Source organism: Arthrobacter sp. P1_D4 (assembly GCF_056406115.1).
Window position 1 is genome coordinate 180216 of sequence record NZ_JBFUAU010000016.1, and the last position, 21324, is coordinate 201539.

General features: G+C 68.9%; 23 protein-coding genes. 17 read left to right on the forward strand and 6 right to left on the reverse strand.

The window, feature by feature from the left end; genetic code table 11:
- Positions 1-147 precede the first annotated feature (147 nt).
- From AC1D0A_RS16350 to AC1D0A_RS16400, 11 genes are all read left to right on the forward strand, one after another.
- Positions 148-1029: a shikimate dehydrogenase gene (locus AC1D0A_RS16350; protein ID WP_459385915.1), complete on the forward strand. Its 882-nt coding sequence runs from the start codon at positions 148-150 to the stop codon at positions 1027-1029.
- The gene (locus tag AC1D0A_RS16355; RefSeq protein ID WP_476946308.1) at positions 1029-3002 is read left to right on the forward strand and encodes a bifunctional sugar phosphate isomerase/epimerase/4-hydroxyphenylpyruvate dioxygenase family protein; all 1974 of its coding nucleotides are present in this window, start codon (positions 1029-1031) and stop codon (positions 3000-3002) included. The genes AC1D0A_RS16350 and AC1D0A_RS16355 overlap by 1 nt, the downstream gene beginning before the upstream one ends.
- 41 nt (positions 3003-3043) lie before the next feature.
- Positions 3044-3952 carry a protocatechuate 3,4-dioxygenase subunit beta gene (gene pcaH, locus AC1D0A_RS16360; protein ID WP_476946309.1) on the forward strand — a complete coding sequence of 303 codons (909 nt, stop codon included), beginning with the start codon at positions 3044-3046 and terminating at the stop codon, positions 3950-3952.
- Positions 3945-4535, forward strand: a complete 591-nt coding sequence (pcaG, locus tag AC1D0A_RS16365) for a protocatechuate 3,4-dioxygenase subunit alpha (protein WP_476946310.1) — start codon at positions 3945-3947, stop codon at positions 4533-4535. The genes pcaH and pcaG overlap by 8 nt, the downstream gene beginning before the upstream one ends.
- Entirely contained in the window at positions 4532-6061 is a 1530-nt protein-coding gene (locus tag AC1D0A_RS16370) for a lyase family protein (protein WP_476946311.1), read from the forward strand. The genes pcaG and AC1D0A_RS16370 overlap by 4 nt, the downstream gene beginning before the upstream one ends.
- Positions 6054-6872: an alpha/beta fold hydrolase gene (locus tag AC1D0A_RS16375; RefSeq protein ID WP_243178097.1), complete on the forward strand. Its 819-nt coding sequence runs from the start codon at positions 6054-6056 to the stop codon at positions 6870-6872. The genes AC1D0A_RS16370 and AC1D0A_RS16375 overlap by 8 nt, the downstream gene beginning before the upstream one ends.
- Entirely contained in the window at positions 6869-7354 is a 486-nt protein-coding gene (gene pcaC, locus AC1D0A_RS16380; RefSeq protein WP_243178096.1) for a 4-carboxymuconolactone decarboxylase, read from the forward strand. Before AC1D0A_RS16375 ends, pcaC begins: the two co-directional genes overlap by 4 nt.
- Complete coding sequence (locus AC1D0A_RS16385; protein ID WP_243178095.1) at positions 7351-8550, forward strand: thiolase family protein; 1200 nt, start codon at positions 7351-7353, stop codon at positions 8548-8550. The genes pcaC and AC1D0A_RS16385 overlap by 4 nt, the downstream gene beginning before the upstream one ends.
- Positions 8551-8568: 18 nt before the next feature.
- The gene (locus AC1D0A_RS16390; protein ID WP_243178094.1) at positions 8569-9228 is read left to right on the forward strand and encodes a 3-oxoacid CoA-transferase subunit A; all 660 of its coding nucleotides are present in this window, start codon (positions 8569-8571) and stop codon (positions 9226-9228) included.
- Between the two features lies 1 nt (position 9229).
- Positions 9230-9937: a 3-oxoacid CoA-transferase subunit B gene (locus AC1D0A_RS16395; RefSeq protein ID WP_243178093.1), complete on the forward strand. Its 708-nt coding sequence runs from the start codon at positions 9230-9232 to the stop codon at positions 9935-9937.
- Between the two features lie 62 nt (positions 9938-9999).
- The gene (locus tag AC1D0A_RS16400; protein ID WP_243178092.1) at positions 10000-10806 is read left to right on the forward strand and encodes an IclR family transcriptional regulator domain-containing protein; all 807 of its coding nucleotides are present in this window, start codon (positions 10000-10002) and stop codon (positions 10804-10806) included.
- Positions 10807-10859: 53 nt separating this feature from the next.
- Here AC1D0A_RS16400 and AC1D0A_RS16405 read toward each other — a convergent pair whose 3' ends face one another.
- The gene (locus AC1D0A_RS16405; protein WP_028277604.1) at positions 10860-11096 is read right to left on the reverse strand and encodes a hypothetical protein; all 237 of its coding nucleotides are present in this window, start codon (positions 11094-11096) and stop codon (positions 10860-10862) included.
- A 172-nt stretch (positions 11097-11268) separates the two neighbouring features.
- Here AC1D0A_RS16405 and AC1D0A_RS16410 point away from each other — a divergent pair, with 172 nt between their 5' ends.
- Entirely contained in the window at positions 11269-12228 is a 960-nt protein-coding gene (locus AC1D0A_RS16410; RefSeq protein WP_243178091.1) for a diacylglycerol/lipid kinase family protein, read from the forward strand.
- A gap of 63 nt (positions 12229-12291) precedes the next feature.
- Here AC1D0A_RS16410 and AC1D0A_RS16415 read toward each other — a convergent pair whose 3' ends face one another.
- The 3 genes from AC1D0A_RS16415 to mscL all read right to left on the reverse strand — a co-directional run bounded on the left by AC1D0A_RS16415 (position 12292) and on the right by mscL (position 14455).
- Complete coding sequence (locus tag AC1D0A_RS16415) at positions 12292-13161, reverse strand: ACT domain-containing protein (protein WP_476943106.1); 870 nt, start codon at positions 13159-13161, stop codon at positions 12292-12294.
- A gap of 90 nt (positions 13162-13251) precedes the next feature.
- Complete coding sequence (locus AC1D0A_RS16420) at positions 13252-13845, reverse strand: DinB family protein (protein ID WP_243178089.1); 594 nt, start codon at positions 13843-13845, stop codon at positions 13252-13254.
- A gap of 94 nt (positions 13846-13939) precedes the next feature.
- Positions 13940-14455, reverse strand: a complete 516-nt coding sequence (gene mscL / locus AC1D0A_RS16425; RefSeq protein ID WP_243178088.1) for a large conductance mechanosensitive channel protein MscL — start codon at positions 14453-14455, stop codon at positions 13940-13942.
- Between the two features lie 231 nt (positions 14456-14686).
- On the opposite strand from mscL, the gene AC1D0A_RS16430 reads away from it, so the two are divergent.
- Positions 14687-15769 (forward strand): FUSC family protein, encoded by a 1083-nt coding sequence (locus AC1D0A_RS16430; protein ID WP_476946312.1) that lies wholly within the window; start codon positions 14687-14689, stop codon positions 15767-15769.
- A 13-nt stretch (positions 15770-15782) separates the two neighbouring features.
- Here the strand turns inward: AC1D0A_RS16430 and AC1D0A_RS16435 are convergent, their stop codons facing one another.
- Entirely contained in the window at positions 15783-17099 is a 1317-nt protein-coding gene (locus AC1D0A_RS16435; RefSeq protein ID WP_459385901.1) for an MFS transporter, read from the reverse strand.
- A gap of 133 nt (positions 17100-17232) precedes the next feature.
- Here AC1D0A_RS16435 and AC1D0A_RS16440 point away from each other — a divergent pair, with 133 nt between their 5' ends.
- The 4 genes from AC1D0A_RS16440 (at position 17233) to AC1D0A_RS16455 (ending at position 20903) form a co-directional block, all read left to right on the forward strand.
- Positions 17233-18012 (forward strand): IclR family transcriptional regulator, encoded by a 780-nt coding sequence (locus AC1D0A_RS16440; protein WP_243178085.1) that lies wholly within the window; start codon positions 17233-17235, stop codon positions 18010-18012.
- 93 nt (positions 18013-18105) lie between these two features.
- Positions 18106-19296, forward strand: a complete 1191-nt coding sequence (locus AC1D0A_RS16445) for a 4-hydroxybenzoate 3-monooxygenase (RefSeq protein ID WP_476946313.1) — start codon at positions 18106-18108, stop codon at positions 19294-19296.
- A gap of 117 nt (positions 19297-19413) precedes the next feature.
- Complete coding sequence (locus AC1D0A_RS16450; protein WP_043436380.1) at positions 19414-19806, forward strand: nuclear transport factor 2 family protein; 393 nt, start codon at positions 19414-19416, stop codon at positions 19804-19806.
- Between the two features lie 44 nt (positions 19807-19850).
- Positions 19851-20903: an FAD-dependent monooxygenase gene (locus tag AC1D0A_RS16455; protein ID WP_243178398.1), complete on the forward strand. Its 1053-nt coding sequence runs from the start codon at positions 19851-19853 to the stop codon at positions 20901-20903.
- Here AC1D0A_RS16455 and AC1D0A_RS16460 read toward each other — a convergent pair.
- Positions 20842-21276, reverse strand: a complete 435-nt coding sequence (locus AC1D0A_RS16460; protein ID WP_079555099.1) for an acyl-CoA thioesterase — start codon at positions 21274-21276, stop codon at positions 20842-20844. The genes AC1D0A_RS16455 and AC1D0A_RS16460 overlap by 62 nt on opposite strands.
- Positions 21277-21324 lie beyond the last annotated feature (48 nt).

Below are 21324 nucleotides of genomic sequence, written 5' to 3' on the forward strand. Positions count from 1 at the left end.
AAACCGGCGGCGTCATAATATGTTCATCATTCGAACAACAGTGCAACATGTGAACAAAATCTGTAATGTAATCCCTATCACCCGGCCCGCCGCGGACGCCGCAAGCGTCGCCGCCCGCCGAGTGCCGTTGTCAAAGGAGCAAACTGGATGAGCAATCGAGCAGAGTCCTTCCTCGTGGGCCTCGTGGGAGACGGCGTCATGCCCTCCCTCACGCCCTACATGCATGAACGCGAGGGCGACGTGCAGGGCCTCCGGTACCTCTACCGCCCCATCGACCTCACCGAACTCGGCCTGCCCGGCCGGGCCGTGGGGGAGTTGCTCTCCGGCGCCCGGAGCCTCGGGTTCAACGGATTGAACATCACGCACCCCTGCAAGCAGCTCGTGCTCGAGTACCTGGATGAGGTCTCCGCCGACGCCCGGCGCCTGGGCGCCGTCAATACCGTGGTGATCCGCGACGGCCGCTTCATCGGCCACAACACCGACTTCTCCGGCTTCGCCGCGGCGCTGGCCTCCGGGCTCCCCGGCGCCGCCCTGGATCGCGTGGTGCAGCTGGGAGCCGGCGGCGCCGGCTCCGCCGTCGCCTACGCCCTGCTCACCGCGGGGGTCCGCGAGCTGGACCTCGTGGACACCGACGCGGCCCGGTCCGCCGCCCGGGCGGCCGAGCTCGCCGGGTTCTTCCCGGACCGGACCGTCACCGCCCGGACGACGGCGGAGCTCCCGCAGCTCATGCCGCAGGCCGACGGCCTGGTGCACTGCACCCCCGTGGGCATGGCCGCCCATCCGGGGGTTCCGCTGGACATGTCCCTCGTGGAGTCCCGGCACTGGGTGGCCGACATCGTGTACCGGCCGATCGAAACAGAGCTCGTCCGCGAGGCGCGCGCCAAGGGCTGCGAGGTGCTCGACGGCGGCCGGATGGCCGTGGGCCAGGCGGCGGACGCCTTCCGGATCTTCACCGGGCGCCAGGCCGACGCCGACCGCATGCGCTCCCACTTCCTGGAACTTGTGGCCGCGGAAGAGGTGCCCGCCTGATGCGCACCGGGATCGCCACCGTCTGCCTCGCCGGCACCTTGCGGGAAAAAATGCAGGCCTGCGCGGTGGCCGGCTTCGACGGGATCGAGATCTTCGAACAGGACCTCGTGACGTCCCCGCTGAGCCCGGAGGACGTCCGGAAACTGGCCGCCGACCTCGGCCTGAACCTGGATCTCTACCAGCCCTTCCGGGACTTCGACAGCGTTCCCGAGGACCTGCTCGCCGCCAACCTGCGCCGCGCGGACGCCAAGTTCCGGCTCATGTCCCGCCTGGGCATGGACACCATGCTGCTCTGCTCCAACGTCGGCACCGCCACGATCGACGATGACGAGCTCCGCGCCGCACAGCTTTCCCGGCTCGCGGACCTCGCGGGTGACCACGGCGTCAAGGTCGCCTATGAGGCCCTGGCCTGGGGCAAGTACGTGAACGACTACGAGCACGCCCACCGGCTGGTTGGGATGGTGGACCACCCCAACCTGGGCACCTGCCTGGACTCCTTCCACATCCTCTCCCGGGACTGGGATACCGCGCCGATCGAGGCCTTCGACCCGGAGAAAATCTTCTTCGTCCAGGTCGCCGATGCCCCCAAGCTGTCCATGGACGTGCTGTCCTGGAGCCGGCACTACCGGGTGTTTCCAGGGGAGGGCCAGTTCGAACTCGCCAAGTTCATGGGCCACGTGGTCCGCGCGGGCTACACGGGACCGGTGTCGCTGGAAGTATTCAACGACGTCTTCCGCCAGGCCGACGTCGAACGCACCGCCGTCGACGCCATGCGGTCGCTGATCTGGCTCGAAGAGCAGAGCGCCGCCTGGCTCGAGGCAAACCCGGCGAATGCAGCAGACGGCATGGTCAGCGGGGCGGCCGGCCCGGTGTCCGGTGCCCTGCGCCGCTACCCCATGGAGCTGGCCACGCTTCCCCGCGTGGCCGAGCCCGCCGGCTTCAACTTCGCCGAGGTCCGGGCCGGTGACACCGCCGGACTGGAAACCCTGCTGGGCCAGCTGGGGTTTGCGTTCAACGGGCGGCATCGCACGAAGGATGTGCAATTGTGGACCATGGGCCACGCGCGCGTGATCATCAATGAAGAACCGGCAGCCATCGGCACGGCGACCGCTGCCGCCGGTACCGGCCAGCCGGCTCCCACCGCCCCTGCCATCTCCGCCCTGGGCTTCGACGTCGACTCTCCCGTCATCGCCGCCGCCCGCGCCCAGCAGCTCAAGGCCCCCGCCGTGCCGCGCAAGAGCCAGGCCAACGAGGAAGTCTTCCAGGGCTTCGCCGCGCCGGACTCCACCGAAATCTTCCTCTGCCAGGGCAGCCCGGACGGCACCGCCGCGTGGACCCGGGAATTCGGCGACGGCCTGGACGTCGCCGCGGCGGACCCGGCAGAGCACCCGGCCGCGGTGATCGACCACGTGAACCTTGCGCAGCCGTGGCAGCACTTCGACGAGGCCGTGCTCTTCTACACCAGCGCCCTCGCACTGGAACCGCAGCCGTTCGCCGAGGTGGCCAGCCCCACCGGGCTGGTCCGGTCCCAGGTGATGCTGACGCAGGACCGCGGCGTCCGCCTGGTGCTGAACCTGGCCCCGCTGATCCAGCAGGAAGGGACTGCCGGCACCGGCCACCGCCCCGGCTACCAGGAGCACATCGCCTTCGCCGTGGAAGACCTCGTGGCCACGGCCCGGTCCGCACGGGACCGCGGACTGGACTTCCTGCAGATCCCCGCGAACTACTACGAGGACCTCGACGCCCGGTTCGCTCTGGACCCGGAATTCCTGGCCACGCTCCGTGAGCTCAACCTGCTCTATGACCGCGACGCCGACGGCGAGTTCCTGCACTTCTACACCGCCACCGTGGGCAGCGTGTTCTTCGAAATGGTGGAGCGCCGCGGTGCCTACGACGGCTATGGCGCCCCGAACGCCCCGGTGCGGCACGCCGTCCAGTACGACCACCTGCACCAGCTGACCCGTACTTCCTGACCCCATCCGAACAACAAACACATCAACGAAAGGAGGCTGCTGTGCCTGAAGAAATCAACCTCGACGTCTTCAACGCCGACCCGATCACCGAGGACGTGTCCGACGAAGCCACGGAGACCGCACCAAAGACGCATGCGCCCGCTGTCCATGCCTTGGATACTGCCGCGGAGTCGCAGGCGGACCTCAGCGCCGAGATGAAGGCGATCGGCGAAGCGTACGCGCAGGCCCTCAAAGGCGGAGCCCCGGCCGAAACCCAGCCGCGGCTCGACTACGCGCCGTACCGCAGCAGCGTCCTGCGCCACCCCACCAAGGATCTGCACCACGCGGATCCGGAAACCATCGAACTGTACTCGCCGGCGTTCGGGCACATGGACGTGCACGCGCTGGAAGCGGACCTGACCATCGCGCACAACGGCGAGCCGCTCGGCGAACGCATCGTGGTCTCCGGCCGGGTGCTCGACGGCGACGGACGCCCCGTCACCGGCCAGCTCGTCGAAATCTGGCAGGCGAACTCCGCCGGCCGCTACATCCACAAGCGTGACCAGCACCCGGCACCGCTGGACCCCAACTTCACCGGCGTCGGCCGCTGCATCACGGGCGCGGACGGCTCCTACAGCTTCACCACCATCAAGCCCGGCGCCTACCCGTGGAAGAACCACCTCAATGCCTGGCGCCCGGCCCACATCCACTTCTCCCTGTTCGGGCAGGAGTTCACCCAGCGGATCGTCACCCAGATGTACTTCCCCGGCGACCAGCTGTTCCCGCTGGACCCGATCTACCAGTCGATCGTGGACCAGGATGCCCGCGACCGGCTCGTGGCCACCTACAACCACGAGCAGACCAAGCCTGAATGGGCTCTGGCGTACAACTGGGACATCGTCCTGACCGGGTCCAAGCGGACCTGGACCGAAAACGAGGCATTGGGCGCAGGAGGCGATGAGAATGAATAGCAACGCCGTGGGTAAACTCACCCCGACACCGGGCCAGACCGTGGGGCCGTTCTATGGCTACGCCCTGCCCTTCGCCAAGGACCGCGAGCTCCTGGCTCCCGGATCCCCGGGTTCCATCCGGCTCCAGGGCACCGTCTATGACGGCGCCGGGCACCCGATCCCGGACGCGATCCTGGAGATCTGGCAGGCCGACGCGGACGGCAAGGTCCCGCACCGCACGGGCTCCCTGGTCCGGGACGGCTACACCTTCACCGGCTTCGGCCGCAGCGCTGTCGGCAACACCGGCGTCTTCACCTTCACCACGGTGAACCCCGGCCCCACCGAGGAGGGCGCGGCGCCGTTCATCGCCGTCGCCGTCTTTGCCCGGGGCCTGATGAACCGCCTGTTCACCCGCGTCTACCTGCCGGAGGACGAGGAGGCCCTGGCCAAGGATCCGCTGCTCAGCTCGCTTGACCCGGACCGGCGCCGGACCCTGATCGCACACCGGGATCCCGACGGCGGACTGAGCTGGGACATCCGCCTCCAGGGCGACGGCGAGACCGTGTTCCTGGATTTCAGCAGCGCCGAGGGTGCCTCCAAGTGACCTTCTTCGAAACCGACGGCGACGCCGGCCTGCTCAGTCCCGTGTCGGCGTCGCCGTTCGTGGCGGCGCTGACCGGGGACCGTGCGGTGCTCGCCGCCATCCTCAAGGTCGAGGCCGCCTGGGCGGCGGTCCTGGACGAGGCCGGCCTGGCCCCGGCCGGGTCCGCCGCGGTGGTGGCCGCCGCCGCGGACGTGCAGCTGTACGACGTCGCGGGCCTCGCCGTCCGGGCGCAAGGCGGCGGCAACCCCGTCATCCCGCTGCTCGCCGACCTCCGGGAGCAGGTCAGGAACCTGGACACCGCCGGACTCGGCGCCGTCCGCGCCGTTCACACCTCGCTGACCAGCCAGGACGTGCTCGACTCGGCCCTGATGGTGCTGGCCGACGGGGCCATCCGCGAACTTCTCGCGGAGCTCCGGTCGGCAACGGCCGCCCTCGCCGGCCTCGCCGAAACCCACGGGCACACGCTTTGTGTCGCCCGCAGCCTGACCCAGCACTCGCTTCCCTACACCTTCGGGCTGCGGGCCGCGCAATGGTTCAGCGGGCTGGCCACCGCGGCCGGCCGGCTCGAGGCCCTCGAACTGCCGGTACAGACCGGCGGCGCCGCCGGGACCCTCGCTTCCGGCACTGTACTTATTGACGGCGCTGTACTCACTGCCGGCGCTGGGCCGGCCGCGGGGACACTGTCCCCGTTTGACCTCGCCGACCGGCTGGCCGCCCGCCTGGGTCTCGCTCCCGTTCCTGCCCCCTGGCACACCAACCGGCTGGCCGTAACCTCGCTCGGCGACGCGCTGGCGGCGGTGACCGACGCGGCCGGAAAGGTGGCCGCGGACGTCCTGTTCCTCAGCCGGCCCGAAGTTGCCGAGGTTGCGGAACCGCGCGTCGCGGGGCGCGGCGTGTCCTCGGCCATGCCGCAGAAGCAGAACCCCGTGCTCTCCGTGCTGATCCGCAGCGCCGCCCTGCAGGCCCCGGCGCTGGCCGCACAGCTGCATCTCGCGGCCGCCAATTTCAACGACGAACGCCCCGACGGCGCCTGGCACAGCGAATGGGCGGCCCTGCGCCAGCTGCTGCGCCTGGCCCTCGGCGCCGCGGTGCAGCTGCGCGAACTGGCCGAAGGGATGGCGGTCTTCCCCGGCGCGATGCGCCGCAACCTCGAGCTCGGCGGCCCGCTGCTGCTCTCCGAAGCCGTCAACGCCGCCGTCGCACCGCTTTTGGACCGGACCGTTGTGGACGGGAACGGCGCCGGCCCGGGAGCAGCCCGGACCGGGAAACAGCGGCTCCAGGCCGTCGTGGACGAAACGCTCCTGGCCCCGGCTGCGGAGCAGGCAGACACCTACCGGGCACTGCTCCGCGCCGCTGTCCCGGAGGAGCTGCTCAGCGACGCCCGGCTTGAGGAACTTTTGAACCCGGCCAACTACCTCGGCCAGGCCGTTGAGATCTCCCGCCGCATCCTCGCGGCGTATCCGGAATACACCGGCCACGCCGGCGCCCTCGCCCACCACATCCAGAACGGAGCTTCCCGTGGCTAGACCCACCGTCAAAGCAGTCCTGCTGTCGCCCCAGCGCGAACTCGGCGACAAGCCCCTCCTCATCGTCGGGCCCTCGCTCGGAACATCCTCCCTGCTGTGGAGCCAGGCCGGCACATTGCTGGGCGCCGACGTCGACGTCATCGCCTGGGACCTGCCGGGGCACGGCGTCTCGCCCGCGGCGGAGGAGACCTTCACGGTCGCCGACCTCGCGGATGCCGTGATCGGCCTGGTCGATTCGATCGCCCCGGGCGCGCGCTTCCACTACGCCGGGGTATCCCTCGGCGGCGCCACCGGACTGCAGCTTGGCATCAAGCACGGCGACCGGCTCAAGAGCCTCTCCGTGCAGTGCTCCGGCGCGAAGCTCGGCACTGCCGAGGGCTGGCTGGAACGCGCCGAAACCGTGCGCACGCAGGGCACCCCGGTGATGATCCAGGGGTCCGCGCAGCGCTGGTTCGCGCCGGGCTTTATGGAGAGCCAGCCGGAGCTCAGCAGCCGGCTCCTGCACAGCCTCCGGGACGCCGACCGCTTCAGCTACGCCTTCTGCTGCGAGGCCCTGGCCGGCTTCGACGTGCGGGACCAGCTCGGCACCATCCGCGTCCCCACCCAGGTTGTGGCGGGCGCCCTGGACGACGTCGCCCCGCCGTCGATGGCCGGGGAAGTCGCCGCGGGTATCACCTCCGGCGGCGGCACTGCTACGGCCGTCAGCCTGGAGGGCGTGGCACACCTGGCGCCGTTCGAGGCGCCGGGCCACGTCGCCGAGCTGCTTAAGGGCCTCATCACCTGGACCGAGACCCAGGGAGCGGGGGCATGACTCTCTCCGAAACCGGCAGTGCCGAATTCAACGGGCTCGAACGCAACGGTGTGGTCCAGCCCGGCGCGACCAGCCAGGAGATCTATGACGGCGGCATGAAAGTCCGCCGCGAGGTCCTCGGCGCCGCGCACGTGGACCGCGCCAACGCCAACAAGGATTCCTTCACCGAGGACTTCCAGGACATGATCACCAGGATTGCCTGGGGCGGCATCTGGACCCGGCCCGGGATCAGCCGCCAGATGCGCTCAGCCGTCACCCTGACCGCCATGGTGGCCCACGGGCACTGGGAAGAACTGGCCATGCACATCCGCGCCGCCATCACCAACGGCCTGAGCCGGGACGAGATCAAGGAAATCCTGCTCCAGACCGCCATCTACTGCGGGGTCCCCTCCGCCAACACCGCGTTCAAGACCGCCCAGCAGGTCTTCCATTCCATGGACGACGCAGCCATGGACGAAGCAGAAACGGACAAGAACCCATGAATCAGGCATTTATTTATGACGCTGTGAGGACGCCGTTCGGGAAGTTCGGTTCCGGCCTCGCCGGGATCCGCCCGGATGACCTTGCCGCGCACGTGATCCGCGAATCCGTGAAGCGCGCCCCGGCCCTCGACGTGGAGCGGATTGACGAGGTGGTGTTCGGCAACGCGAACGGCGCCGGGGAGGAGAACCGCAACGTCGCCCGGATGGGCACCCTGCTGGCCGGGCTGCCGGTCTCGATTCCGGGCACCACGGTCAACCGGCTCTGCGGGTCCTCGCTGGACGCGGCGATCATCGCCTCCCGCCAGATCAACACCGGCGACGCCGAGCTGATGCTGATCGGCGGCGCCGAATCGATGTCCCGGGCCCCGTGGGTGCTGCCCAAGACCGAGAAGCCCTACCCGGCCGGGGACCTGACCCTGGCCTCCACCACGCTGGGCTGGCGGCTGGTGAACCGGGCCATGCCGGCGGACTGGACCATCTCCCTGGGCGAGGCCACCGAACGGCTGGCGGAGAAGTACGGCGTGACCCGGCAGGCGCAGGACGAGTTCTCCGCCGGCTCCCACAATCTCGCCGCCGCGGCCTGGGACGAGGGGTTCTACGACAACCTCGTCGTCCCGGTCCCGGGCACGGACCTGGTCCGCGACGAGGGCATCCGTCCCGGGTCCTCGGCGGAGAAGCTCGCCGGGCTCAAGACCGTGTTCCGGACCGGGAACGGCACCGTCACGGCCGGGAACGCGTCCCCGCTCTCTGACGGCGCGTCCGCGGCGTGGCTGGGCAGTGAAAAGGCCGCCGGGCTCCTGGGTATGGAGCCTGTGGCCCGGATCGCGGGGCGCGGCGCGCACGCCAACGATCCCCAGTACTTCGGCTACGCCCCGGTCGAGGCCGCGAACAAGGCCCTCGCCAAGGCCGGCATCGGCTGGGACCAGGTCGGCGCCGTCGAACTGAACGAGGCGTTCGCCGCGCAGTCCCTGGCCTGCATCAACGCCTGGGGCATCGACGCGTCAATCGTGAACCGGCACGGCGGCGCGATCGCCATGGGCCACCCGCTCGGCGCCTCCGGCGGGCGGATCCTGGGCACCCTGGCCCGGTCCCTGCAGGCCTCCGGGCAGCGCTGGGGCGTCGCCGCGATCTGCATCGGCGTCGGCCAGGGCCTCGCCGTCGTGCTCGAAAACGTAACTTCCCGCGATGCGGCATAGAGGACAGGGCTAAGAGAGATGCTGAATTTCATCGACACCGTCGGCGAGGCCGTCGCCGGCATCGAGGATGGTTCCACCGTGATGATCGGCGGCTTCGGCAACGCCGGGCAGCCGTTCGAGCTCATCGACGCGCTGCTGGAGTGCGGCGCCACCGGCCTGACCGTAGTGAACAACAACGCCGGCCAGGGCGACCAGGGCCTGGCCCTGCTGATCAAGGAAGGCCGGGTGAAGAAGATGATCTGCTCCTTCCCGCGGCAGTCCGACTCCTGGCATTTCGACGCCAAGTACCGCGCCGGCGAGGTTGAGCTCGAACTGGTCCCGCAGGGAAACCTCGCCGAGCGGATCCGTGCCGCCGGCGCCGGGATCGGCGGTTTCTTCACGCCCACCGGCTACGGCACCATGCTCGCCGAAGGCAAGGAAACCCGCTTCCTGGACGGCAAGTGGCAGGTGTTCGAGACCCCCATCCACGCCGACGTCGCCCTCATCAAGGCCCTCACAGCGGACGGCCGGGGCAACCTGGTCTACCGTAAAACCGCGCGGAACTTCGGCCCCATCATGGCCGCCGCCGCGAAACACACCATCGCCCAGGTGTCCGGGATCGTCCCCACCGGCGGCCTGGACCCGGAAAACATCGTGACCCCCGGCATCTACGTCAACAGCATTGTGAAGGTGGCCTGAGATGAGCATCCCAACCAATGACCAGAGTCTGCGGACCGGCAACCAGGCCGACCTCCAGACGTCCGGCAAGCCGCTGGGCCGTGACGATCTCGCCCGCCTCGTGGCCGGCGACATCGCCCCCGGATCCTTCGTGAACCTCGGCATCGGCCAGCCCACCCTGGTCTCGAACTACCTCGAGCCGGAGCAGAACATTACGCTCCACACCGAGAACGGCATGCTCGGCATGGGCCCGGAGGCCACGGGGGAGCAGATCGACGGCGACCTCATCAACGCAGGGAAGATCCCCGTGACCGAACTGCCGGGGGCGTCCTACTTCCACCACGCTGACTCCTTCGCGATCATGCGCGGCGGACACCTGGACATCTGCGTCCTGGGCGCCTTCCAGGTTTCCGCCACCGGCGACCTCGCCAACTGGCACACCGGGGCCCCGGACGCGATCCCCGCCGTCGGCGGCGCCATGGACCTCGCCACCGGCGCCAAGGACGTCTTCGTCATGATGACGCTCCTGACCCGCGACGGCGTGTCCAAACTCGTGGAGACCTGCACGTACCCGCTCACCGGGATCGGCTGCGTGACCCGCGTCTACACCGACAAGGCCGTCTTCCTGACCGGACCCGACGGCGTCCAGGTGCGGGAGACCTTCGGCTGCACGCTCGAGGAACTCCAGGCCATGGTCCCGATGCCGCTCCGGGCGGCGGACCCAAGCTGACAGGCCTGCGGCCGGACAAGCTGTGGGCACCGCTAAAGTGATGCGGGACCGAGAGGCGGAAAATGACTGAGCCAGCCAAGAGCGGCGGCGCGCCCGCGGCCAGCGACCAGTACGTGCAGTCGCTGGCGCGCGGGCTCGCAGTGATCCGTGCCTTCGACACGGAACACCCCAAAATGACGCTGACCGAGGTGGCGGCCCGGACCGAGCTGACCCGGGCCACCGCCCGGCGGTTCCTGCACACGCTCGCGGAGCTGGGCTATGTCCGCACGGACGGCAAGATCTTCGCCCTGACTGCCAAAGTGCTGCAGCTCGGCTACGCCTACCTGTCCGGGCTCTCCCTGCCGCAGCTCGCCCAGCCGCATCTGGAAGAGCTCTCCCTCGAACTGGGGGAGTCGACGTCGGCCGCGGTGCTCGAAGGCACCGACATCGCCTACATCGCCCGGGTGTCCACCCGGCGGATCATGACGGTCGGCATCACGGTGGGCACCCGCTTCCCCGCCTACGCCACGTCCATGGGCAGGGTGCTGCTCGCGGCCCTCCCGCCGGCGAAGCTGGAAGAGTACCTCGCGGCAGCCGAGATCCGGCCCCTGACTCCCGGAGCCATCGGAACGCGGGCCGCCCTCCTGGCGGAGCTGGATACTGTTCGCGCCCAGGGCTGGTGCCTGCTGAACCAGGAGCTGGAGCTGGGCCTGATGTCCATTGCGGCGCCCGTCCACGACGGGCCGAAAGTGGTGGCGGCCATCAACGTCTCGCTGCAGGCCCAGACGGTATCCGCGCAGCCCGATCCGGACTCCTATCTCAAGGCCGTGCGTGAGGCGGCGCTGGCCACGGCGGAAATTATCTCCGCGGACCTGACCTCGGGCCGGTGAAACGCGTTTCAGACGGTACGTCTGGGAAGGCGTACGTCCTGGGAAGAGAACCGTCAGGTAGCGGGATCCGGGATCGGCTCAGTTGAAACCGTGATCGTCACGCCACCGGGTTCGTCACCGATTTTCAAATGCAGGTCCCTGCCCACCAGCAAGGCATGGATGTCTTCGCTGCCTCCGGGCGCGATCTGCTCGGCCAGCCGCGTGAGCGCCAGTGCCATCGCCCGGCCCCAGTCGTGCGGATCGACGCTGGATGATTCTGCCGTCGCTGAGTAATTCTCTGTTTCAGTCATCTGCCCCCGCTTTCGGCGTCCGGAGCGCAGCCTCCGGCACATCACGAAGTCCAGTCTAGTGAGCCTGCGGAGCGCACGTCCACGATTCGCGCCGGCCCTGCGCAGGTTACGCGGGCACTGCGGCTAGGATTTTAGTTCGGGAACCCTCCGCCGAATTGCCCCTAAGGACGCCATGACAGAGAACAGCACCGCGACGTCGGAGACCCTGGAAACCGGGGACAATACAGCGTCCCGGCGCGCCGCCGTGGTTATCAACCCCATGAAGTCTCCCGGCGACAGCTTCCGCGCCTCCTTCTTCCGCCTGTGCGAGACCCAGGGCTGGGCGGATCCGCTGTGGCTGGAAACCACGAAGGAGGACACCGGGCTGGGCCAGGCCCGCGAGGCGCTGGAGGCCGGAGTCGACGTCGTAATCGCCGCAGGCGGCGACGGAACGGTCCGCTGCGTGGCGGAAGTCCTCGCAGGCACCGGAACGCCGATGGGCCTGGTGCCCCTGGGGACCGGGAACCTGCTGGCCCGCAATCTCGGCATCGACATCACCGACCCCGTGGCGGCCAGCTACGACGTCCTGAGCGGCACGGACACCAAGGTGGACGTAGTGAAGGCCACGCTGGATCACGCCGAGACGGAATCCACCTTCCTGGTGATGGCCGGACTTGGCTACGACGCTGCGATCATGGCCAACACCGTCGACGAACTCAAGGACCGCGTGGGCTGGCTCGCGTACGTTGAGGCGGGCATCCGGCACCTGCCGGGCAAGCCCATCAGGGCGAAAATCAGCATGGACGGCGAGCACCCGGTACGGCGCCGCATCCGCAGCGTGATGGTGGGTAACTGCGGCAAGATCATGGGGGGCGTGGAGATCTTTCCCGACGCCAAGATCGACGACGGCATCCTGGACGTCGTGATTTTGGCCCCCATCGGCCGGTTCGGCTGGCTGGATGTGCTGGCCGGCGTCTTCGGCCGGAGGAACGCCAAGAACGCGTCGGTGGAATACTTCGCTGGAAAGTCAGCCGAGATCGAACTCGCCCACGAGCAGGAATTCCAGCTCGACGGCGACCCCCTCGGCAAGGCCAAGCACCTCAAGGTCACGGTCGAGCAGGATGCCCTCACCATCCGGATGACAGGCATCTGACCCTGCGCCAACCATCGGCCGGCTATTTCACCGGCCAGCCGGGCCACCGGCCGGCCGGGCCGGCTAACGCGCCGCCGGCCGGTGCGCCAGGATCTCCGCGAGTTCGGCCAAACGGTGCGCGCGGGCGGATTCGGCAGGCGTAAATGGCTCGCCGGGCCGGGAAAACGTGATGGGCCCGTGCCACGCCGTAGGGATCTTCAGGACCGTCCCGTCACCGCCCGTCTGGGGTGGGACCTCGGTGTTGCCGGCGATGATCCGTGCCCGCAGCAGTTCCGCGACCGCCAGCGGCAGCTCCTCCGGGCTGGCGGCGATCCGGGCGGCCAGGCTCAGCGCGCCGGTTTGCCCGTCGGCCATGGCCAGGGCGGTGGTCGGCCAGACGTGCGGGTCCGCTCCGCCGCCGGCCCGCAGCGCCCGGAGCAGCTCGGCTTCGCGGACTTCGCCCGGGGCCGAGAGCACAAACTCGTCCAGCACACCGCCGGCCACGGGGTGAACATGAATGCTGAGGATGTTCGTGTTCAGCGCGGCCAGGGCCTGCGTCAGTTTCTGCAGCGACCCGGGCTTGTCTTTCAGGACGGTCCGCGCCCGCCACAGGGCGGGTGCGGCGCCGAGCCGTTTACGGTGCCGCAAGGCCGGGGCATGCAGCCAGCCCCTGAGCATCCGGGCCGCCGAGGGTTCGGCCACCCAGATCACCAGGATGGTCGCGGTCAGGGTCAGCACCAGGACCTTGGCAACGTAGGGCAGGTGGGTTTCCACCACCGCCGCGTGCACCAGCAGTTCGATCGGGAGCATCACGGCGACATTGGCCAGGGTCAGCCGTGCCTTGGTCGGTTCGGGCATCTGGCCGCACACTTCGCAGCTCAACTCGGAAGTGGCCGGGGACTGGGCTTTGCCGGTGGTTTTGGCAGGGTTTTTGCCTGCGGAAGTGCGCGTCATGCTCCCATGATCCCGGCCGGCTGTTTCGGCCGGGTTGCCGCCGGGTGACGGTTTCGCGCCGGGACCGGGCCAGGCCAGGTGATCGTGCTGTTACAAGCCCGGTCCACCCTCCGGGCCGCGCAGGAGCTGGTGGCGGTGGGCGTAAAGGTCGCGGAGCAGGGCGACCTCGGCCAAGTGGTGGATCATCTCACGGTTGATGTGCAGGACCAGTGCTGCCATGGGGGCATCGGCGTACGGGCCTTCGGCCGGCCCGCAGGGTGCCGCCAAACCTGATTCGTGGAGGCCCTTCACGCCGTGGATCCACCGGCCGTAGTACTCGTCCAGCTGGGCCAGCGCCCCGGCCGCGGTGCCGGGGTAGGCGAAGCTCTGGTAGTCCACCGGTGGGCCGCCAAAGTGCGATGCCGTGCGTGCGCCGAGGACGCCGACCAGAATGTGGCACAGGCGCCACGCAATGGTTGTCACCGGAGCAGGAACGGGCTCCGGGTAGCTGAAATCTATGGTGAATTCGCCCGAACCCGGCGCGGCCGGGGGTGTTGAGGCGTCTTTGCGGCGGACATTCCAGCCCGGTACCGGCTCCCAAAAGTACTCGTGGTCAGTCAACCCGTCCAGCCGCGGCCGGGCCTGGTTGGCAAAATGCCAGTCCAGTTGGTCCACCAGCTCGTGGTTCCACTTAAGGTCCGGCATGGTGTTCCTCCTTGGCAGCCAGGCTCGCGCGGCGGGGCCCCTACATCAAAGCACTCCGGTCCGGCCGCCCGCCAGAGGGCCAGGCAAGGAGGGGTCAGACGTGAGTTCGGATTGCGGTTCCGGCCGGCTCGGACGAGTGTGCCTTGCCATCCGGGTACTCCCCGTCCGGGTGATCCCCGACGCGGGCACGGGTGGCGGCGGAGTCCGGGCCGGCCAGATTGGCCAGCAGGTCGCGGATCTCGGCCAGCAGCGCGGTGTCGGCCGGGATGGGTTTCTCCTCGGGCTCGGCTGCCTTGAGCCGGTTCTTGACCATTCGGTTGATCCGGTTCATGGGGGCCACGAAAATGAAGTACACCACCGCGGCGGTGATGAGGAAGGTCAGGAAGGCCGTCACCACGGCGCCGATGTTGATGAAGGTCTTGTCGTTGCCAGGCCAGACGTAGAAGCCCAGGCCGTGGGTCTCGACCCCGCCGGCGGCAGCCAGGATCGGGTTGACGACGTTTGCGGTGAACGCGCTGACCAGGGCCGTGAAGGCGGTGCCGACCACGACGGCAATGGACAGTTCGATCACGTTGCCGCGCAGGATGAAATCCTTGAATCCTCTGAGCATGGGGAACCTCCGGTGTGCGTTGCGGGCTTGATTCAACCGATAGACGCTACCACTTCGCGGTGCAGCCGGCCGATCCCGATCAACGGATTCCGATGCCGCCGCCGCGCCGTTCCGGCGTAAACTCCCCCTTGGATGCCAGCGCCGCCGTCGTAACACTCCGGCTGCAACGAAAGGCATCCCGACCCGTGAGAACCCGCCCATGAAGAGCTTTTTCGCTGTAAGGCCGGCGCCATGAAAGTGTTCGCCGAGATGTTCACCATCGCGCCGGGCAACAAGGACCACCAGGTTGCCTTCCGCTGCGCCGTGGGAGTCTTTGTTCCGCTGATCACGCTGGTGCTGCTGGACCGCCTGGACCTGGCAATCTTCGCTTCCTTCGGCGCCTTCACCGGCATCTACGGCCGCAACGAGCCGCACGCCAGGCGCCTGACCCTGCAGGTCCGGGGCGGCGGGCTGATGCTGCTGGTGATGTTCCTGGCCGCCCTCACCGCGCGGGTGGACGCCCTGGCCGGGCTGTCGGCGGCAGACACCACCTGGGTCCTGGTGGTGGCCACGACCGTGATCGCGTGGGGATGCTCCCTGGTTGTCGCGTGGTGGCGCCTGCGCCCCGCCGGTTCGCTGTTCCACATCTTCGCGTTCGCGGCCATCGCGTCAATCCCCAACCAGCCGCCGCTGTGGCAGGCCATGCTGGTGGCGGTCCTCACGGTGGCTTTCTCCCTGCTGCTCGGCCTGTCCTCGCGGGTGGCCCGGAGCCACCGGACCCCGTGGGTAAATCCGAGACCGGCGGCCCTCACTCCGCGGGAGAAACGCACCGCGTGGCACGAAAGCTGGGGTTACCTCGTGGCGGCAGGCCTGGCGGGAACGCTGGGGACCCTGGCCGGGGAATGGCTGGGCATTGGCCACAACTACTGGGCGATGGTGGCCGCCGTCGTTCCGCTGGTGGGCCACACCACCCGGCACCGCGTCAGCCGCGGCCTGCAGCGAATCGCGGGCACAGCCCTGGGGCTGGTGCTGCTCGCCGGCATCCTGCTCCTGCAGCCGACGCCCTGGCAGACGGTGCTCGTCATTGCCGCGTGCCAGTTCGGCGCCGAGATGTTCATCGCGCGCCAGTACATGCTGGCGCAGGTTTTCGTCACGCCGCTGGCGCTGATCTCCACGCTTCTCGTGGCACCCGTGCCGCCCGGCATCCTGCTCCGCGACAGAATCGTGGAGACCATCATCGGTGCCGCCGTCGGCATCGCCGTCGTGCTGGCGCCCGGCGCGTGGCGCAAACTCAGGGTCCGCCGCGAGGCGCGGACCCCGGAGCGCTTCTCCTAGGAGCGCCTGACGGCTACGGGTGCCCGACGCTGGCGCCGGCGCGGGACACTGCCGGGACGGTTTGCGGAACAAAGGCGAGGGCGAGGACCGCCAGGACCGCGGCGGCGGCGAAAACATAGAAGCCCCACGGGTAGGCGATGCCGGCGGCCACCAGCGCGCCGGTGACGGCCGGGCCCATAATTGCCCCCAGCCGGCCCACGCCGGCGGCAAAGCCCAAAGCGGTGCCGCGCAGGCGGACGGGGAAGAGCTGGGTGACCCAGGCGTAGACCAGAACCTGGGAGCTGAAGACGAAGACGCCGGTGACGAAGACGGCGGCATAGAGCACCACTTCGTTCTGGATCTGGATGCTGAGCGCGGCCAGGAACACGGCGGAGAGGCCAAACCAGAGCAGGACGATCTTCTTGGTCCCGTGCCGGTCGGCCAGGACCCCGGCGATCAGCAGGCCCACCACGGCGCCCACGTTCAGGACCAGGAGCAAGGCGAGGCCGGCGTTCAGGCTGTAGCCGGCGGAGGCCATGAGCTGCGGCAGCCAGGTGTTCAGGCCGTAGACCAGCAGCAACCCCATGAAGGACGCCACGGCCACACCGGCCGCAATCAGCGGGTAGGGCTTGCGGCCCAGATCCCGGAAGCTGGCGCGTTCTTCCGCGGGCGCGGCCGCGGCCTGCGCGCGGGCCTGGCTGCCGGCCGGGGAAGCGCCGGCCGGGGACTTGGCGGCCGCAGGGATGTGGTGGACCGGCGGGAGGGTCTCCGGAAGCTTGAACCACAGGAAGGGGACCAGGGCGAAGCCGGCCAGGCCGCCGGCCACGAACATGGTCCGCCAGCTTGGAATGACCATGAGGGCCAGGAACGCGGTGGCCACGGCGCCGACGTGGTACCCGGTCATGGTCCGGGTGGTGGACTTTCCGGCCGTTCCGGCGGGTGCGTAGTCGTTCATGTACGCCAGGGCGGCGGGCAGGCAGGCGCCCAGGCCGAGCCCCGCCAGCAGCCGGAACGCGCTGAACCACGCCACGTTGGGTGCGAAGACGACGGCGATCGTAAAGAGGGAGAACCACGCCACGCAGGCCACCAGCAGGTTCCGCCGGCCAAAGCGGTCCGAGAGCGGGGCGATGAAGAGCGCGCCGAGCCCCACACCGACCAGGGAGACGGTTGCCGCGAACGTCGCCCCAACGGCGTCGAAGCCAAGTTCCTGCGACTTGATGAGGGTCGGGATGACCGTGCCGAGCACCACCAGGTCAAAGCCGTCCAGCACCATGGCCAGCCAGCAGAGCCACACGGGCCACCGTGATTTCTCTCCCGATGACGACGACTTGTCCAATGACGACGTTGACATTGTTACCTCAGCGCTAGTGTTTAGGTGATTCCGTGCCCTGGCCGGTGTTCGCGGGGCCTCTTTCCATTGTGAGAGTTGTATCACCGCGCCGTGTTGCATGGGACACTTAAAACCATTCAACGGAAGGGATTTGGTGGCCAATTCGAACTCCGGCGACTCGGTGGTGGACCGGGTCCTGCGGTTGATTGCCGCGTTCCCTGAAGGCGTCACGGCGCTGCCGCTCTCGGAGCTTGCCGCGAGGGCCGAGCTCCCCCTGACCACCGCGCACAGGCTCGTCCGGCAGTTGGCCGGGCACGGCCTGCTCGACGTCGGCCCCGGCGGCTCCGTCAGCCTGGGCCTGCGGCTCTGGGAGCTCGCCAACCGCAATTCCCCCACGCTCGAACTCCGCCAGGCGGCCCTGCCGTTCATGGAGGACATCCAGCAGGTGCTGCATCAAAACGTGAACCTCGCCGTGCTGGACGGGCGGGAAGCGCTCTTTGTGGAGCGGCTGTCCCGCCGCGGCTCCGTCGCCAACCGGGCGCAGGTGGCCGGCCGGATGCCCGTGCACGTGTCCTCCGCCGGGCTGGTGCTCATGGCCAACCAGCCCCGCCCCGTCCAGGCCGAGTACCTCGAGGGATTCAGTGATCCGACCGGCCGGCTGCCCCTGGAGGATCTCCGCGCCCTCCTTGGCGAGGCCGCCCATCGGGGCTATGCCCAGCTGGCCGGCGTCGTGGACCCTGACACGTGGGGGATCGCGGTTCCGGTGCTGGACCGCAGGAAGCACACCGTGGCGGCCCTCGGCGTCGTTGTTCCCCTTCGCGAGGCGCGCCTGCAGGCGCTTGTTCCCGCCCTCCAGACGGCGGCGCGGGGGATCGGGCGGCGGCTGGGAGAGCCCCGCGAGAATCCCGTATTCCATTCAGCGGAATCCATGTAACGCGCATCACCCCCGGGGGAGCACACTGTTAGCCGGAAGACGAAAACGGCCCCGGCTCCGACCGCCCGGACCCCGCAACGAAGCGAGACGCACATGGCACAGCGAAAAGTCATCACCACCCAGGTAGCCATCATCGGTGCCGGCCCGGCCGGACTCATGCTGTCCCACCTGCTGGCCAAGGCCGGCATCGAATCCACCGTCCTGGAGATCCGCAGCCACCAGGAGATCTCCGAGACGGTCCGTGCCGGCATCCTTGAGCACGGCTCGGTCAACATGCTCGTCGACAGCGGTGTCTCCGACCGCGTACTGCGTGACGGCGACCGGCATGACGGAATCGAACTGCGGTTCAACGGCGAAAGCCACCGGATCGACTTCCAGGACCTCGTCGGGGAATCGGTGTGGCTGTACCCGCAGACGGACGTGTTCCTGGACCTCGCCGCACGCAGGAAGGCCGACGGCGGCGATGTCCGCTACGGCGTCACGGACACCACCATCCACGACATCGAAGCCAAGCCCAAGGTCTGGTTTACCGATGCGGACGGCGTCGACTACGAGGTCCAGGCCGACTTCATCGCCGGCGCGGACGGCTCGCGCAGCCACTGCCGGTTCCAGATTCCCGAGGCGCACCGCAAATGGTACTTCCACGAGTACCCCTTCGCCTGGTTCGGCATCCTGGCCGAGGCGCCGCGCAGCTCCGCCGAGCTGATCTACGCCAACTCGGAGAACGGCTTCGCCCTGATCAGCCAGCGCACGGAGACGGTCCAGCGGATGTACTTCCAGTGCGACCCCAACGAGGACGTCAACAACTGGGATGAGGACCGCATCTGGGACGCCTTCCGCAGCCGCGTCAACGGCAACGGCTTCGAGGTCAAGGAAGGGCCCGTGATCGACAAGACGGTCCTGAAATTCCGCAGCTTCGTCCACGCCCCCATGCGGCACGGCAACCTGTTCCTCGCCGGGGACGCCGCGCACACGGTGCCGCCCACCGGGGCCAAGGGCCTGAACCTGGCGCTGCATGACGTCAAGGTCCTCTTCGAGGGATTCGACAGCTTCTATGCCAGCGGCTCCACCGCGCTCCTGGACGCCTACAGCGACCGCGCCCTGAACAGGGTGTGGAAGGCCCAGCAGTTCTCCTACTGGATGACTTCCATGCTGCACACCCCTGCCGGCGCCGATGATTTCTCCCGCGCCCGCCAGCTTGGCGAGCTCCAGTCCGTGGTGTCCTCCCGCCACGGCAGCGCCTACCTCGCGGAGGCCTACACCGGCTGGCCGGGCGCCCGCTAGAGCACCGGCCGGAATCCCGGCAGGGGGTTGATATTTCCATCGACAGGCCTAGGGGCCAGGACTAGCCTATAACCGTCCCAGCATGACCCGACAAGGACGATGGAGAGGTGTCCGATCATGGGAACCGCAGAGAATGTTGAACTGGTCCGGCGGGGTTACACGGCCTTCAACGCAGGGGATATGGCGACCCTCAGCGACCTGTTCGCGGAGGACGCAGTCTGGCACGTTGCCGGAAGCGGCGTGCTATCCGGAACCAAACAGGGCCGCGACGCGATCCTGGCGTACTTCGGTGAACTGGGAGCGCGCACCCAAGGTCACTTCCAAGCCAACGTCGAGGACATCGTCGGCGGGGAAAACCATACGGTCGCGATCCAGCAAACCCACGGGGAAGCCAACGGCAAAACCCTGGACATGCCGACCGTCATCACGTTCGTGGTCCGCGACGGACAGATCGCGGAAGGACGGGAGTTCTTCGAGGACACGGCCAAGGCAGACGACTTCTGGACCTGACCGAACAACCGCATGATCGGCCCCGCCCGCAGGCTGTTTCCATCATCGGCGGCGGCATCGCCGGGCTGGCTCTTGCAGCCCGACTGGATCCCGCGCGTTTCGAGGTCACCGTCACCGAACAGCGGTACGGGCTCCCGACCGTGGGGACATCCTTGGCCATGTGGCCCGCGGCCCAGCGCGCCCTGGGCGATTTGGGCATCCTGGACGCCGTCAGGGAGGCCAGCCCGGTGATCGACGGCATGACCGTCCGGGCGGCCTCCGGCAGGGCCTGGACATCAGCGCAGGCGACGGGGCTGATCGGCGTCTCCCGGGTTGATCTCATCCGGCTCCTCGACGGTGCAGTCCCGGGCAGCGTGCGCCGGGTGTCCGGCCGCCTCGACGTCGTCCGGCCTGGTCCTGCCGGCCTCGTGGTGGGCGCCGACGGTGTCCACAGCGCGGTGCGCCGCAGCTGCTGGGGTGCCCGCTCCGGTGCCCGGCCCACCCGCTACGTCGCGGTCCGCGGCGTGGTTCCCGGATCGCTGTGGCGTGGGCTCACGGGCGAATACTGGGGCCGCGGGCAGCTCTTCGGGATTGGTCCCGCGGCGGCCGGGACCAACTGGTACGCGGCGTTCCGCACCGGGGCGGGACAGGGAAGCCTCGACGTCGCCGCGGTCCTGGCGGAGACCCGCGCCCGCTACGGAGGCTACGCCCCGGGCATCCGCGACGTCCTGGCCGATGCGGTACCGGAAACGACCCTGGTGCAGCGGATCTGGACGACGCCGCCGCTTGGTCGCTATGTCCGCTCCCGGGTGGCACTGCTAGGGGATGCCGCCCACGCGATGACACCCAACCTCGGCCGGGGTGCCTGCGAGGCGCTGGTCGACGCCGTGACCCTCGCGGCGCTGCTCAATAACCGGCCCGTGGACGAGGCGCTGAGCGCCTACAACCGGGCGCGCCACCTCCGCACGCAGGCGTTGCGGTGGGCGTCGTCGGCCGTGATGCGGCTGGCCCTGGCGGAGCGGGGCCAGCCTGTGCGGGACGCGCTGCTGGGCCTGGCTAGTCCTGGTCCAGGGTCTCGGTCAGATGGTGCGTCGGAATCCGGTCCCGGTCGTAGGTGATCTCGGTATAGCCGTGCGGCTCCGGCTTCCCGGACGGGCTCAGGTTCACGAAGACGATCTCATCAATGGTGAGGATGCTGCGGCGCGTGATCATGTTCCGGACTTCGGCCCGCATCGTCAGCGACGTCCGGCCGAAACGGGTCGCGGTCAGACCCATCTCGATCAGGTCGCCCTGGACCGCGGAGCTGACGAAGTTGATTTCGGAGATGTACTTGGTGACGGCCCGGCCGTTGCCCAGCTGCAGGATGGCGTAGATGGCCGCCTCCTCGTCGATCCACTTCAGCAGGCTCCCGCCGAACAGGGTGCCGTTGGCGTTGAGGTCCTCGGGCCGCACCCATTTGCGGGTGCGGAAGGTGATGTCGGCCGATTCCATAGTGCGAGGTTAGCCGACTCCGTGACCGGCGGCGTTGTGTGACGCAGC

Bases quoted from the DNA above. Each gene is read 5' to 3' on its own strand.
- AC1D0A_RS16350 (WP_459385915.1), top strand. From the start codon at position 148: ATGAGCAATCGAGCAGAGTCCTTCCTCGTGGGCCTCGTGGGAGACGGC.
- AC1D0A_RS16355 (WP_476946308.1), top strand. From the start codon at position 1,029: ATGCGCACCGGGATCGCCACCGTCTGCCTCGCCGGCACCTTGCGGGAA.
- pcaG (WP_476946310.1), top strand. From the start codon at position 3,945: ATGAATAGCAACGCCGTGGGTAAACTCACCCCGACACCGGGCCAGACC.
- pcaC (WP_243178096.1), top strand. From the start codon at position 6,869: ATGACTCTCTCCGAAACCGGCAGTGCCGAATTCAACGGGCTCGAACGC.
- AC1D0A_RS16385 (WP_243178095.1), top strand. From the start codon at position 7,351: ATGAATCAGGCATTTATTTATGACGCTGTGAGGACGCCGTTCGGGAAG.
- AC1D0A_RS16390 (WP_243178094.1), top strand. From the start codon at position 8,569: ATGCTGAATTTCATCGACACCGTCGGCGAGGCCGTCGCCGGCATCGAG.
- AC1D0A_RS16395 (WP_243178093.1), top strand. From the start codon at position 9,230: ATGAGCATCCCAACCAATGACCAGAGTCTGCGGACCGGCAACCAGGCC.
- AC1D0A_RS16400 (WP_243178092.1), top strand. From the start codon at position 10,000: ATGACTGAGCCAGCCAAGAGCGGCGGCGCGCCCGCGGCCAGCGACCAG.
- AC1D0A_RS16405 (WP_028277604.1), bottom strand. From the start codon at position 11,096: ATGACTGAAACAGAGAATTACTCAGCGACGGCAGAATCATCCAGCGTC.
- AC1D0A_RS16410 (WP_243178091.1), top strand. From the start codon at position 11,269: ATGACAGAGAACAGCACCGCGACGTCGGAGACCCTGGAAACCGGGGAC.
- AC1D0A_RS16415 (WP_476943106.1), bottom strand. From the start codon at position 13,161: ATGACGCGCACTTCCGCAGGCAAAAACCCTGCCAAAACCACCGGCAAA.
- AC1D0A_RS16420 (WP_243178089.1), bottom strand. From the start codon at position 13,845: ATGCCGGACCTTAAGTGGAACCACGAGCTGGTGGACCAACTGGACTGG.
- mscL (WP_243178088.1), bottom strand. From the start codon at position 14,455: ATGCTCAGAGGATTCAAGGATTTCATCCTGCGCGGCAACGTGATCGAA.
- AC1D0A_RS16430 (WP_476946312.1), top strand. From the start codon at position 14,687: ATGAAAGTGTTCGCCGAGATGTTCACCATCGCGCCGGGCAACAAGGAC.
- AC1D0A_RS16435 (WP_459385901.1), bottom strand. From the start codon at position 17,099: ATGTCAACGTCGTCATTGGACAAGTCGTCGTCATCGGGAGAGAAATCA.
- AC1D0A_RS16445 (WP_476946313.1), top strand. From the start codon at position 18,106: ATGGCACAGCGAAAAGTCATCACCACCCAGGTAGCCATCATCGGTGCC.
- AC1D0A_RS16450 (WP_043436380.1), top strand. From the start codon at position 19,414: ATGGGAACCGCAGAGAATGTTGAACTGGTCCGGCGGGGTTACACGGCC.
- AC1D0A_RS16460 (WP_079555099.1), bottom strand. From the start codon at position 21,276: ATGGAATCGGCCGACATCACCTTCCGCACCCGCAAATGGGTGCGGCCC.